This is a genomic window from Ornithinibacillus liuyingii (genome assembly GCF_055550225.1).
The window spans coordinates 484,328-498,248 of the sequence record NZ_JBPWOS010000001.1 but is presented as its reverse complement, the minus strand read 5'-3'; the positions used below and the strand labels follow the sequence as shown (position 1 = coordinate 498,248).

17 protein-coding genes are annotated in these 13,921 nt (G+C 36.0%); 3 read left to right on the top strand and 14 right to left on the bottom strand.

Annotation, left to right across the window (positions count from 1 at the left end; translation table 11 throughout):
• Positions 1-62 precede the first annotated feature (62 nt).
• A complete protein-coding gene (folE2, locus tag ACSKT4_RS02510) occupies positions 63-977 on the top strand; it encodes a GTP cyclohydrolase FolE2 (protein ID WP_186868775.1) in 915 nt (304 codons plus the stop codon).
• Between the two features lie 30 nt (positions 978-1,007).
• Positions 1,008-1,241 (top strand): membrane protein insertion efficiency factor YidD, encoded by a 234-nt coding sequence (yidD, locus tag ACSKT4_RS02505; protein ID WP_186868774.1) that lies wholly within the window; start codon positions 1,008-1,010, stop codon positions 1,239-1,241.
• Positions 1,242-1,263: 22 nt separating this feature from the next.
• Here the strand turns inward: yidD and ACSKT4_RS02500 are convergent, their stop codons facing one another.
• The 7 genes from ACSKT4_RS02500 to ACSKT4_RS02470 all read right to left on the bottom strand — a co-directional run bounded on the left by ACSKT4_RS02500 (position 1,264) and on the right by ACSKT4_RS02470 (position 7,746).
• Entirely contained in the window at positions 1,264-1,563 is a 300-nt protein-coding gene (locus tag ACSKT4_RS02500; RefSeq protein ID WP_186868773.1) for a hypothetical protein, read from the bottom strand.
• On the bottom strand, positions 1,563-1,988 hold the full coding sequence (locus ACSKT4_RS02495) for an acyl-CoA thioesterase (RefSeq protein ID WP_186868772.1): 426 nt from the start codon (positions 1,986-1,988) through the stop codon (positions 1,563-1,565). Before ACSKT4_RS02495 ends, ACSKT4_RS02500 begins: the two co-directional genes overlap by 1 nt.
• Before the next feature lie 274 nt (positions 1,989-2,262).
• Positions 2,263-2,487, bottom strand: coding sequence for a small acid-soluble spore protein Tlp (gene tlp / locus ACSKT4_RS02490; protein ID WP_186868771.1), 225 nt, complete (start codon positions 2,485-2,487; stop codon positions 2,263-2,265).
• Positions 2,488-2,648: 161 nt separating this feature from the next.
• Complete coding sequence (locus ACSKT4_RS02485) at positions 2,649-2,795, bottom strand: FbpB family small basic protein (protein ID WP_186868827.1); 147 nt, start codon at positions 2,793-2,795, stop codon at positions 2,649-2,651.
• A 77-nt stretch (positions 2,796-2,872) separates the two neighbouring features.
• On the bottom strand, positions 2,873-3,466 hold the full coding sequence (locus ACSKT4_RS02480; RefSeq protein ID WP_186868770.1) for a TlpA family protein disulfide reductase: 594 nt from the start codon (positions 3,464-3,466) through the stop codon (positions 2,873-2,875).
• A gap of 198 nt (positions 3,467-3,664) precedes the next feature.
• Complete coding sequence (gene acnA / locus ACSKT4_RS02475; protein WP_186868769.1) at positions 3,665-6,373, bottom strand: aconitate hydratase AcnA; 2,709 nt, start codon at positions 6,371-6,373, stop codon at positions 3,665-3,667.
• Between the two features lie 257 nt (positions 6,374-6,630).
• Positions 6,631-7,746: an ATP-binding protein gene (locus tag ACSKT4_RS02470; RefSeq protein ID WP_186868768.1), complete on the bottom strand. Its 1,116-nt coding sequence runs from the start codon at positions 7,744-7,746 to the stop codon at positions 6,631-6,633.
• 252 nt (positions 7,747-7,998) lie between these two features.
• Between ACSKT4_RS02470 and ACSKT4_RS02465 the strand changes: the two genes are divergently transcribed.
• The gene (locus ACSKT4_RS02465) at positions 7,999-8,466 is read left to right on the top strand and encodes a DUF2621 domain-containing protein (RefSeq protein WP_186868767.1); all 468 of its coding nucleotides are present in this window, start codon (positions 7,999-8,001) and stop codon (positions 8,464-8,466) included.
• A gap of 66 nt (positions 8,467-8,532) precedes the next feature.
• On the opposite strand, the gene ACSKT4_RS02460 is transcribed toward ACSKT4_RS02465, so the two are convergent.
• The 7 genes from ACSKT4_RS02460 to tkt all read right to left on the bottom strand — a co-directional run bounded on the left by ACSKT4_RS02460 (position 8,533) and on the right by tkt (position 13,900).
• Positions 8,533-9,012 (bottom strand): CcdC family protein, encoded by a 480-nt coding sequence (locus ACSKT4_RS02460; protein WP_186868766.1) that lies wholly within the window; start codon positions 9,010-9,012, stop codon positions 8,533-8,535.
• Between the two features lie 26 nt (positions 9,013-9,038).
• The gene (locus tag ACSKT4_RS02455; RefSeq protein ID WP_186868765.1) at positions 9,039-9,410 is read right to left on the bottom strand and encodes a response regulator; all 372 of its coding nucleotides are present in this window, start codon (positions 9,408-9,410) and stop codon (positions 9,039-9,041) included.
• A 26-nt stretch (positions 9,411-9,436) separates the two neighbouring features.
• Positions 9,437-9,874: a Na(+)/H(+) antiporter subunit B gene (locus ACSKT4_RS02450; RefSeq protein ID WP_186868764.1), complete on the bottom strand. Its 438-nt coding sequence runs from the start codon at positions 9,872-9,874 to the stop codon at positions 9,437-9,439.
• Positions 9,875-9,928: 54 nt separating this feature from the next.
• On the bottom strand, positions 9,929-10,633 hold the full coding sequence (locus ACSKT4_RS02445) for a cytochrome c biogenesis CcdA family protein (RefSeq protein ID WP_186868763.1): 705 nt from the start codon (positions 10,631-10,633) through the stop codon (positions 9,929-9,931).
• Between the two features lie 216 nt (positions 10,634-10,849).
• Positions 10,850-11,071, bottom strand: a complete 222-nt coding sequence (locus ACSKT4_RS02440; RefSeq protein ID WP_026907542.1) for a YneF family protein — start codon at positions 11,069-11,071, stop codon at positions 10,850-10,852.
• A 51-nt stretch (positions 11,072-11,122) separates the two neighbouring features.
• A complete protein-coding gene (sirA, locus tag ACSKT4_RS02435; protein WP_186868762.1) occupies positions 11,123-11,575 on the bottom strand; it encodes a sporulation inhibitor of replication protein SirA in 453 nt (150 codons plus the stop codon).
• A gap of 324 nt (positions 11,576-11,899) precedes the next feature.
• Entirely contained in the window at positions 11,900-13,900 is a 2,001-nt protein-coding gene (gene tkt / locus ACSKT4_RS02430; RefSeq protein ID WP_186868761.1) for a transketolase, read from the bottom strand.
• Positions 13,901-13,921: the final 21 nt, after the last annotated feature.

Below are 13,921 nucleotides of genomic sequence, written 5' to 3'. Positions count from 1 at the left end.
GAATGAATACTTGCCTTATACTTTGGACAGAGACAAGTCTTGCACTAGAAAGGGAAATAGTCATGAATTCAAACAACATACCGCGTAAAACATTACCTACAAAAGAAGAAAGACATAAATTATTTGGAACTGTAGAACCTGGTCCCAAGCACAAACCAGTGGAAAAAGAAAAAATGGCTGATTTACAAAATATACAAAAAGACTTTTTATTTGAGCTTGATGAAGTTGGTATTACGAATGTGAAATACCCTATTATAATCGACAGTGCTACTGCACCACATTCACAAACAAGTGTTGCATCATTTACCTTTACATCAAGTATCCAACAATCAAGTAAAGGTACGAATATGAGTCGGTTTATGGAGCAATTAGCTGCCTATAGTGTAAATGGATTTCATGCTGATTTTTCCATGTTAAAGGAATTCACTAAAGAGCTTGCTGAACGATTAGGTCAAAAAGATGCGAAGATAACGATACAATTTCCTTGGTTTTATGAACGCAAAGGACCTAGTACAGGTATAGCGGGGTTAAATCATGCCGACTTAACGATGGAAGTTTCCTACAATCAGGATAGTGGATACATCATGAATGTTGGAATGTCTGTCCTGATTACAACACTTTGTCCTTGTTCAAAAGAAATTAGTGAATACAGTGCCCACAACCAACGTGGAAATGTAAGGATGGAGGTTTCCCTCTCCAATGATTTCACTGATTTAGAGGAGGATTGGAAGCTTGCTTTATTAGAGGCTGCTGAGAGTAATGCAAGTGCTAGATTACACCCAATTTTGAAGCGACCAGATGAAAAAATGGTAACCGAGGAAGCGTATGAAAATCCCCGATTTGTTGAGGATATGGCGAGATTAGTAGCTGCTGATTTATACGAATTACCTTATGTGACAGGATTTAAGGTATCATGTCAAAATGAAGAATCTATCCATATGCATGATGCCATTGCAACTATACGCTTCAATAAATAATATTAACTCCTTTTTAAAGAAGGTTCGTATATGAAATATCTATTTATAGGCCTTATTAAGTTTTATCGTAGTGCCATTAGTCCCTTTACACCATCTACATGTCGGTTTTATCCAAGCTGTTCCGAATATGGACTTGAGGCAATACGGAAGCATGGGGCAATAAAAGGCGGATACTTAACAATTAAACGAATAAGTAAATGCCATCCGTTTCATCCTGGTGGAGTGGACTATGTACCAGAAAAGAAGCAAAAGAAAAAGCGCTAAAATTAATGTACTTTAGCGCTTTTTATAAATCAAATTTGGTTATATGATCCCATTTACCCTCTTGGATTAATACCTCTTTTTGCCTTTGACCAAATAGGTCGAAGTGAGGGTATCTTTCATCAAGGTGGATATAGTTAGGATTCAGATGATATTGATTGCCCCACTCTATTAACTTCTCAACGTCTTTGCAACCTACTTTCGTTACACTTGTGCAACCTGGAAAACGATCATCTAACCAATAATGGGTCAAAATGGCAATTTCCCCTTTTGCCACTTTTCTTTTCCATTCTATTAATTCGTCTCTGTTCAATCCAAAAGCCATTACTGTTCCCCTTCTATACTCTGCATATATCGTTCATGCCAATTAGGAAATGCTTTTTTTAAAGAAACAGGTCTAAAGTTATCCTTTTTCACGATAACGTGTTTAGTCGTTCCTGTTACCCTTATTTCCCCTTCTTCATCAATAATTTGGTAACCATACACGGTTCTTAGTCCATCATATTTTTCTATCCATGTCTCTACAAATACGTTATCACCATAACGAACTGGTTTTTTAAAAGAAACTTGCGCATCCAAGACAGGAGAAACCACATTATTCTTTTCCATGTTTACATAGCTTAGTCCTAATTGCTCGATAAATTTGGTGCGTCCAATTTCGAACCAAACTAGGTAGTTAGCATGGTACACTACTCCCATTTGATCGGTTTCTTGATATCTTACTTCGATTGGTATTTTTACTTTATTCAATTGAAGTCCTCCCTTATTATGTATGATTAGTTTAGCATATACCCTGGTCGAAACATAAATAAAGAGGCTTCAGAATTTATCCTATTTACTAAAGGGAAAACCGAACTACTATACCATTCTGTTCGATTTCATAATAGTTCGGTTTAATACTTCAACAAAATTATAGATTGGTGGCGTATCCATGTTTAGTATAATTAGCCTCTTCAAAAGATATAACAAGGACAGCTATATATTATGAGGCTTTTACCAAGTGACTTCACAAATATTCCTATGGCTAACGATCATGCGCTTCATCTTGAATTTCAGAACGGAAGCCTTCAATTGCTTCTTCTCGACGTTTATTTTTTTCGATAATGTTCTGCTTTTCCTCACCTGAAGCAAATTGCATGGTTTCATGCGCTTCCTCGATATTTTGAATCGTGTTTTGAACCATATTTTGTAGTTTTTCTACATTATCACTGCGATCATCTGGCTTTGGTGTATGATTTTTTTCCGTCATGTTCATTCCTCCTTGTTGTATTCGATTGCCATTGGCAATGTTATTGTTTGATTTTCTGCTATAACTATTCAAGAAAACAATAAGCACAAAATGAAAAAGCTCCACCCTATGTAACAAATTTGCTACACATAGTGGAGGTCTGAAGTACTTGATACAAATAACTATGCTTCTTTTCGTTTTGATAGTAAATCTCTGGCTCTCTTTTCTAGGTTTTGCTCAATTCGGTCCAAGATTTCTTTATCATCTAGTATTTGCTGTCTATTCGCTTGAACCAATTCTTCAAATGAAAGTCGTTTTTTCAAAGAAATGGTAATCACTCCCTTTTTAATAGAAGTATTACCATTTCTGTTGGTTTGTATAATAATTTTTAGAAAAATATAATCCTTTAGTTTAAGGAATTCATCATTTCCACCATAAAATCATATGTCATCGGACCGACTTTTCGCGGTACTTGTATAACACCATCCGTACCAATAAAATAAGAAGTTGGAATCGTGTAAGCCATATAATTATCTGTCGTATCGTTATTTTTGTCAATTGCTACTGGAAATGTGTAGCCATATTCATCAATAAAATCACGAACAGCAGATTCATTACGTTCTGAACCGGTGGCATTAATAGCTATAATCGTAATATCATCTCCATATTCTTCGTACAACTGCTGCATCTCAGGCATTTCCTCTTTACAAGGCGGACACCACGTCGCCCAGAAGTTAATCAGTACTTTTTTGCCCTTTAAATCTGAGAGCTTTACTACATCCCCATTTAATAACGGTAGTTCAAATTCTGGTGCCTGATCTCCGACATTTAAGCCGTTAGTACCAGGAGATACGATGGTTACGCCTTCAACAGACGTGTCACCTGTTACATCGACTAAATTAGGACCAGATGTCTCTTTATTATTTAAATCCAATACGTTAATGACTAACGCAATACCTAGAGCTAGTAAGATTGTAATACCTACAAACTTTTTTATCATTAGTTAAACTCCCAACATTATGTATTCCATCTCTGCTATCTATGCTTATAGTATACAATCTTAGCTAAAATAATAAAGAAATAAACCTATCTGTCAAAGAGATTTCACAAATACAACTATTTCGTACGTCGTTATTTGACATATAATACATTTTATCCATGTAAAAACGAGCCCCAAAGGAGCTCGCTTTCTTGAGTATTAGGCTAGTTTATTACGTAATACCATTTGTAGGATACCACCATGACGGTAGTAATCAATTTCAACTTCACTATCGAAGCGTACTACAGCTTTGAATTCAGTTGTTTTACCATTTTCATCTGTAGCAGTAACCTTTACAAGGTCATGAGGTTTAACATCTTCACCAATTTCTAGATTGAATGTTTCTTTACCTGTTAGACCTAACTTTTCAGCATTTTGACCTTTTTCAAATTCTAATGGAAGTACTCCCATCATAACAAGGTTAGAACGGTGAATACGCTCAAAGCTTTCCGCAATAACCATCTTAATACCTAGAAGGTTAGTACCTTTCGCTGCCCAGTCACGAGAAGATCCCATACCATAATCTTTGCCAGCTAGAATAACTAAACCAGTACCTTCTTCTTGATACTTCATCGCCGCATCATAGATTGGCATGATTTCGCCTGTTGGCCAGTAGGTTGTATAACCACCTTCAGTACCTGGTGCAATCTGGTTACGAATTCGGATATTCGCAAATGTACCACGCATCATGACTTCATGGTTACCACGACGGGAACCATAAGAGTTGAAGTTTCTTGGTGAAACTTCTTTTTCTTGTAAGTAAAGTCCTGCAGGCATATCTTTAGCAATTGCTCCAGCAGGTGAAATATGATCAGTCGTTACCGAGTCACCAAATTTACCAATAACACGTAGGTTGTTTAAAGGTTTTACAGTACCTGCATTTTTGGATAACCCTTCAAAGAATGGAGGGTTTTGAATGTAAGTAGAATCTTCATCCCACTCGAATAACGGTTCATCAGTTGTATCGATTTCGTTCCACTTCTCGTTAGAATTGAATACATTCTCATACTCTTTACGGAAGATTTCTGGATTAACGACACGATTAACCTCATTCTTAATCTCTTCCATTGATGGCCAAATATCATTTAAATAAATTGGTTCACCATCTGCATCTGTACCGATAGCATCTTTAGCTAAGTCGACATCTACTGTGCCAGCAAGTGCATAAGCAACTACTAATGGTGGTGAAGCTAGGTAGTTTGCTTTTACTAATGGATGAATTCGACCTTCAAAGTTACGGTTACCAGATAATACAGATGCAACCGTTAAGTCATTGCTTGCAATTGCTTCTTCAATTTCAGGTAAAAGCGGTCCTGAGTTACCGATACATGTAGTACAACCATACCCAACTAGGCTAAATCCTAATTTATCTAGGTACGGCATTAAACCAGCATCTTCTAAGTAACGCGTTACAACTTTTGAACCTGGTGCTAGAGAAGTTTTTACATAAGCCGGTACTTCCAACCCTTTTTCAACTGCTTTCTTAGCAAGTAATCCAGCACCTAACATAACATATGGGTTAGATGTATTGGTACAAGAAGTGATTGCTGCAATTGCAATAGAACCGGTTTTCATCACGGTCTCTTTACCATTTGAAAGCTTAATGGTTACTTCTTTATCAAACTCTGATTTATCTAGTCCAAAGCCTTGGTTACCTTGTGGTGCCGTAATTGCCTTATTGAATTCTTCTTTCATTTTAGAAAGTGGAATCAAGTCTTGCGGACGTTTAGGACCAGAAAGGTTTGGTTCTAATTCTGATAAGTTAATTTCAACAACCTCAGTATATTCAGGATCCGTTACTTCAGGTGAATACCATAGGTTATTTTCTTTACAATACTTTTCAACTAATTTAATATGCTCTTCACTACGTCCAGTTAAGCGTAGGTAGTTAAGTGCTTCTTCATCTACTGGGAAGAATCCACAAGTAGCACCATATTCTGGAGCCATGTTAGAAATAGTCGCACGGTCTGCAAGCGGCATATCTTTTAGACCTGGACCAAAGTATTCTACAAATTTACCAACTACATTACGCTCACGAAGTACTTGAGTAACTTTAAGTGCTAAGTCTGTAGCAGTAGTTCCTTGTGGGAAGCTGCCAGTAAATTTAACACCAATTACTTCTGGTTGTGGGAAGTATGAAGGTTGGCCAAGCATTCCTGCTTCTGCTTCAATACCACCTACACCCCAACCTAGTACACCTAGCCCGTTAATCATAGTAGTATGTGAGTCAGTCCCTACTAATGTATCAGGAAATGCATCATACTCACCATTTCCATTTTCTACTTCATGAACTACATTGGCAATGTACTCTAAGTTTACTTGGTGAACAATCCCAGTTGCTGGTGGTACTGCACGATAGTTATCAAATGCTTTTTGAGCCCAATGTAAGAACTCATAGCGCTCCCCATTACGTTTGAATTCTAAATCCATATTTGCTTGTAATGCACTTGGAGAACCATATTGATCGACTTGAACTGAGTGGTCAATTACTAAATCAACCGGTACCTCTGGGTTAATTTGTTCAGGCTTTCCACCTAAATCTACCATCGCTTTACGTAAAGAAGCTAAGTCAACTACTGCAGGTACTCCTGTGAAGTCCTGTAGGATAACACGTGACGGTTTAAAAGGGACATCTACCCCTTTACCATCTTTTGTTCCCCATTTTACTAATCCTTTTACATGATCATCATTAATTACACGGCCATCGTATTGACGTACGAGAGATTCTAGAAGAACACGAATAGAAAATGGTAATCTATCAATTTTGCCTAAGCCAGATTCTTCTAATGCTTTAAGCTGATAGTAGTTATAAGACTTACCATTAAGTTCGAATTTCTTCTTTGCATTGAAGACACTATTCTCCCCCATTTTCATAAACCCCTTTCAAAACGGAATTCTCTAGATTTGGAACGTTTACTAAGATAACATAATTTCAACTACACATAAGCGCTTCCAAAGTCTATTAGTTTTCTTACATACTCATCTTAAATGAAAATCGAGTATAAAACAATTGTTTCATACTCGATTTACTATACAAAAATCTTATTCAAGGTGATAAGCATTACTTATACACAAGTTCGAATTAATTTCCTACTTAATTATATCAATAGCAGTAACAATGAGTCCTATTTTGGGAAAATAATCCGAAATGTACTCCCTTTAATTTCATTTTGTAAGATTTCTAACTTTGCATTATGTCTTTCCAATAATTGCTTTGTAATCATTAAACCTAGTCCAGTACCTTGCTGTTTAGTAGTGAAGAACGGTTCACCTAGCTTATGGATAACTTCTTCATCTATGCCTGGCCCTTCATCGACTATGTCAATCTTAATCTCATCAGCCATATCCTTTAGTATTACCGTAATCTTTCCAGCTTCCTCCATTGCCTCAATTGCATTCTTAATAATATTGATTAGTACTTGTTTTATCTGGGATTTATCACAATAGATAAATTGTTCATCCCCAATTATTTCTATTAATATATTTTTCAGATTTGCTTGGGGTTTAAGTAATTCCATTACATCTTTGATCATTTGTAAGATAGATTCTTGCTTCTTATTATCCGTAAGCGGTTTGGAAATAAACAACAGCTCTGATGTAATAGTTTCCATTTTTTCAATCTCATCAATCATAATCTTATAATATACATCTTTGCGATTTACCCCAGCCTGTAGTAATTGAAGAAACCCTTTAATGGATGTTAGCGGATTTCTAATTTCATGCGCAATACCAGCTGCTAGTTGACCGGCAATAGACATTTTTTCTGAACGAATCATCATTTCCTCGGTTTCTTTTTTTTCTGTAATATCTCTTGTCGTGCAAATATAGAGATGTTCCTCAGTTGTTGGATCGGTAATTTTTGCAACTTTAACTTCACACCATATGTATTTTTGATCATAATTAACGATATGTACATTAAAGGTTTGGTTTGTAAACGTGTCTTGATTAAAATCCTTCTTTATGTATGCAACATCTTCAGGAAGTATAAAATCCTGAAAAGATTTACCTACTAATTCTCTAGGTTTTAAACCGAGTATATGTTCAATCGATTTTGAAAAATATAGACCTATACCTCTACTATCCCATAAAGAGAAAAACTCATTACTATTTTGCTCTATCCAATCTGTGATAAACTCTGGTAACATATGAAGACTATCCGTTTCTGATAATACGCTTTCAAAAGGGCTGATTACCACTGCTGAATTTTGCTCTATACTGTCTTTATTTGATTCTTTCTCCATTGGATCCGCCCCTTTACTACAAAATTCTTACAATCTCACAAGCTTACTATACTATATGTTGATATTTATCCAAATATGAAAGTTGTTTAAAAAGTAAACTATAATTATAATAATATTAGCATAGATAATTATTAAAAGTAATAAGTTTATCAGAATTTTAACGCTTAGTAGTAAAATTACATAACTGCTACCTATAATTCAACTAAATTTTGATACGATAGTAAAGTAAAATGAAGGAAAAAGGTGGATATTATGTCATATTTTATAGTGTTTTGGGGATTTTTTATGATTGGATTTATGGCAATCGGTGGATACTTTATGTTCCGCAAATTCTTAAAACAGCTTCCAAAAGAAGATGGAAAATCCATGATGGATTGGGAGCTCCATTATATAGAGAAGTCGAAGCATATGTGGAATCAAGAAGAGAAAGATCTACTTGAGGAGTTGGTCTCCCCCGTCCCTGAATTATTCCGAGATGTAGCTAGGCAAAAAATTGCTAGTAAAATAGGGCAAGTGGCGCTTGAACAAGGGATGAGTAAAATTAATCAGGATGTTGTCATCGAAGGATATATTCTCGCAACACCAAAGCGAGATCATAAATTCTTACGAAAAAAATTAAAAGAAAAACAAATCGATGTATCTCCATATGAACATCTATTTAAACGATCTAAAGAGGATTATAGAACGAACTGGCAAGCTAGTTATAAGAAAAGCCAATAAGTATAGTGTGAAGTGCTAGAGAATTAGATGTCGATGAACAATACGTTTCGAATAAGAAAGGTGCCCTCAAGAAGATGAAGGCACCTTTAATTCTTTTTCTAATTGTTTATACTTATATAACATCGCTAGTCTCCAACTACCAAGCATGCCAAAAGCTAATAAGAAAAACATTCCGCTTGTTTCTCCTAATGTAATTGTTCCTCCTAATGCAATCTTTAAAATTAATCTGGCTATCAGTAAGCCAACTAATATAAATATAAAGGCTTTGGAAGGAATCAAATATATTCTATCATTTCGTATTTCAAAGTTAGAGGTTTTGATAAGAAAAATCGAGAAAACAACTCCAACAGTAAGGGCTTCTAATACTTGAATCCACTTTATCTGAAACTCTGGGAAAAGAAACATCAATGCCCCAGTACTCATAAACAAAGGTGGTAAAATAATTCTTTTTACAGAAGCGGGCTTTCTGGATGCTTTTAAGCGAACAACAATCATGACAGAAGCCATCACAAATGCTACAACTGTACTTGCTATTATCCAAAACATAGTAACACTCTTTCCCGGTGTATAGATTAGCTTGTAATGTGTGATAATACGCGATTAACCGTCTCCAACACACGGTGTTCATCGAATGGTTTTACGATAAAGTCTTTTGCCCCTAATTCTATCGCTTCTACAACCACTTTCTGATGCCCCATCGCTGAGCAAACAAGAATGGAAGCATTCGAATCAATCTTCATTATTTCTTTGATAGCTTCGATACCATTCATAATCGGCATGGTAATATCCATAATAACTAAATCAGGTTTTTCCTTTAAGAAAAGTGATATTGCTTCCTTCCCATTCTCTGCTTCCCCTACAACATCATGGTTATCCTTGGTTAGAATCGATTGAAGAGTCGTGCGCATAAATTTAGCATCATCAACTACCAAAATTCTTGCCATTTAACAAATCCCCCAATTATATAAAATCAAACTTCTGCTTTTGTATCATTTGCTATATTTATTATAATTGTTACGGTTACACCTACTACTGTTAAATACACTCCCAAGTCAAACAACATTGCAGTCGCTAGTTCCACTTCCCCAAATATAGGAAATTCAAAGTAACCAAATGTATGTGATAAAAATGGAACATCAAATAAGAATGAACCTACACCTGTTAAGAATGCAACTAACAATCCGACTGAAATCAGCGCTCGAAAATTGATTGGCAATATTTTGTTTACAAAATCAATACCATATGCCATATATAGTAATACTACAGCTGCTGCTGTAACAAGGCCACCAATAAATCCACCACCTGGAGAGTTATGACCTGCAAAAAACAAATATACAGAAAACCCTAGCAGTATAAAGGCAATAAGTGCAGTTGCAGTTTGTAAAATTAAGTTATTGGGTTTGCTCAAAAATAACACTTCCTTATGTAGAATCTATAGGTATTATAATAATATAGTTTACCGTTAAAATCCATTGAAACCTATCCAACCAGCTAAGAAAGCAGTGAGTTTCGTCATCCAATCAAAAAATAGGGCAATACCTAAAGCAATCATAATATAACCGCCGACTTTAACTAATTTATGGCTATTCCGTTTAATCCAACCTAATTTCCCAATAAAGAAGGAAAGGACAAGGAATGGGACTGAAAAACCTAAAATATATGCAATCATCATCACCATACCTTTACTAGGATCGGTTGCAGTTAATGTAAATACTACTGCTAGTATAGGTCCTGTACAAGGTGTCCACCCTAATGAGAAGGCAAACCCAATTAAGGCAGAACCTAAAAAGCCTGACGGACGGTTTTTAAAAGTTACCTTCCTATCCTTCATTAAAAACTTAAAATTTAAAATACCGACAATGACAAGTCCAAAAAATATAATTAATAAAGCACCCACTTGTCTTATTATATCCTTATAAGTCAAAAGAAATTGAGCTATAGAGGAAGTCACAAATCCAAAAATAATAAAAATACTAGAAAATCCGATTAAAAAGCATATCGTATGAATAATACTATTACGATTTAACATTTTATGGTCATCTTTTATTTCACTAACACTCATTCCTGTTATGTATGATAAAAATGCCGGGTAAAGTGGTAATACACATGGAGAAATAAAAGAAAGAAATCCAGCACCAAATGCAAGAAAAATATTTATCTCAGACATACTTAACCTCCTAATTTGCTTCTGCCATCCATTATATCAGATGGTTGACCAATTTATGCATCTGGAATTTGACAATTAGGTGGATAACCTATTGACAAAACTCTTATATGGTTAAAAGGATAATTATACTATCGCATGAAAAAACCCCTACTAGGAATAGTACGGGGTATCTTTGTGCAATGTATACTTGATTTTGTATAACATGATTGCAGTATGCTATTTATCCATTTGATTATTCATTGCACGCATCATTTGATTGATTTTCTTCTGTGAAGGCTTTTGCCCCATTTGCATCATTAACGTGCGTAGCATTTGCTCATTAATAGGTGGATTCTTTTTCAAATAGCTCATCATATACTTTCTTGCAATAAAAAATCCAAGAGCAACACCAGCAATTAAAGCTGCTATAGCAATTAATACGACCCAAATTACGTCCATCTATTCGTTTCCTCCTTCGTGTTGTCTCTTATACAGTATAGTAAAACAGTCCTAAGAATACAATACTTGATCATTATTATACGCTGTAATTGTCTTTGCAGGCGAAATCCAACCATAATCTTCATATTCGCTATTCATAATGAATAAATATGGATGAAACCGTCTCAAAGTAGGAAATAATAATGCTTCAGCATCCTGTAATGTTTCACAACGAAATTTTATATGTTTTTCTTCAATCTGTAAAGTAATAAATTCCCGTTTATTACCAAGCTCTAGCATTTCGCTACTATTAATTTTTCCAAGTGTGTTTTTAGGCTGTCTCCATAATTGTGAAGTTAAAGAATCCTTAGGGAAGTTCTCCGTAATATAATGGAATTGCATATGTAAATCATTTCTTAATTGATTCAAATGATACTCTTTGATAAAACGATATAAAATATCACTTTTATAGTAATAGTGTTTAGCAAATTCTTCTTTTATCCAATAAACAGTATATTCTTTCATTTTCTATAGCCCCTCCCCTTTTTCATCTATTATACGTTTTCTATTAAAAAAGAATGTCAAACGGTGAAATATATTATCACTAGTTTTGTCGAATGGATTAATAGATGAAAAATAGGTTGGAACTACATTTATGTTATTTTTAAATAGCCCCGAATGTTTTTCAGTCGGGGCTATTTTGCTTTTGGTTATCTTTTAACTAGAAAGAATATCTATGAACTCACTGAAGCCTCTCCTTCTGTTTGAGCCTATGCAATTCCTGAGCTTGTATCATGCACTGATTTAAAATAGATACGCTTAATACCATCTAGATCTAGCATGATTCCATTACATAACGATATCTTTTACATGCTTTACTACATTTTCAACGGTAAATCCGTATTCTTCGATTAACTTTTCTCCACTTGCGGATGCGCCAAAGGTAGAAATGCCAATAATTTTCCCTTCTTGCCCAATGTAACGTTCCCAGCCAAGTGGAGAACCCATTTCCATTGCAATTCGTTTGGTAACAGATTTAGGTAGAACTTTTTCTTTATAATTTTCTTCTTGGCGTTCAAAACGATCCCATGATGCAAGGCTAACCACTCGTACATCTATATTGTCTTCACGAAGTACTTTTTGTGCTTCCACTGCTAATTGAACTTCGGAACCGGAAGCAATTAAGATCGCATCAGGGATTGCTTTATTGGAATCACGTAAAATATATCCACCACGTTTTACACCTTCATATGCCTGTTCCTTTGTACCCTCTAATGTCGGTAAGTTCTGTCGTGTTAATACGAGAAGGGTTGGTTGATCTGTCGATTCCACCGCAAGTCTCCAAGCAGCATTGGTTTCATTTCCATCTGCCGGTCGAATTACGGAAAGGTTCGGCATGCTTCGGAACGCTGATAAATGTTCAATTGGTTCATGTGTTGGACCGTCCTCACCAACAGCAATCGAGTCGTGTGTAAATACGTATGTAACAGGTGTATTCATAATAGCAGATAAGCGTATTGCTGGACGTAAGTAATCACTGAAGACAAAGAACGTACCGCCATACACCTTCACCCCGCCGTGAAGTGCCATACCATTCAGTGCAGCACCCATTGCATGTTCACGAACACCGAACCATATATTTCTACCATTATAATTCTCTCTAGTAAAGTCCTCTTCTCCGGTAATGGTGGTTTTATTAGAGCCAGCTAGGTCAGCACTACCACCAAGGAAATACGGAATGGCTTTAGCAATACCATTTAATACTTCGCCTGAAGAAGCTCGCGTTGCAAGAGACTTTCCTACTTCATATACTGGAAGGTTATCAGCCCATCCTTGCGGTAATTCACCTGCAATGGCCATCTCTAGTTCCTTAGCCTCTTGTGGATATTTATCTCGATAAGTGGCAAAAAGCATATTCCATTCTGCTTCTAGTTTCTCGCCTTTTATTTGTATCTTCTCTTTAAAATCAGCATATACCTCTTCCGGAACACGGAATTCTTCATGCTGCCACTGATAGAATTCTTTCGTTAACAAGACCTCATCCTCACCTAATGGGGCACCATGTGAAGCAGAAGAAGCTGATTTATTAGGAGATCCATAACCAATAACGGTTTTCACTTCAATTAGCGTAGGTTGTTCGATATTTTCTCTCGCGTCTTTTAATGCCATGCGAATCGTTTCTACATTATTTCCATCCTCAACCCGAATAACCTGCCAACCATAGGATTTAAAACGTTCTTCCGTATTATCCGAGAAAGAGCGGTTTAATTCTCCATCTAGCGAAATATCATTAGAATCGTATAAAACAATCAATTTACCGAGCCTTAGATGGCCAGCCAGGGAAGCCGCTTCATGCGAAATTCCTTCCATTAAATCACCATCACCAACTAAGCAATAGGTATAATGGTCTATAATGTTCATATCACTTTTATTATACTTAGCAGCTAAATACACCTCAGCCATCGCCATCCCAACAGACATTGCAATACCTTGGCCTAAAGGACCTGTAGTTGCTTCTACACCATCGGTATGATGAACTTCTGGATGGCCTGGCGTCCTAGAACCCCACTGGCGAAACTCCTTTAAATCTTCTATTGTTACGTCATAGCCCGATAAATGTAACAGACTGTACAGTAGCATTGATCCATGTCCAGCAGATAATACAAACCGGTCGCGGTTAAACCATTTAGAATTTTTAGGATTGTGATTCATTATGTCTGCCCATAACGTATACGCCATTGGAGAAGCACCCATTGGTAATCCAGGATGTCCTGAATTAGCTTTTTCTATGGCATCAATGGATAGGGTGCGAATTGCATTAATGGACATTTGCTCTATATTAGTAGACATACGTAATACTCCTTTCGGTCA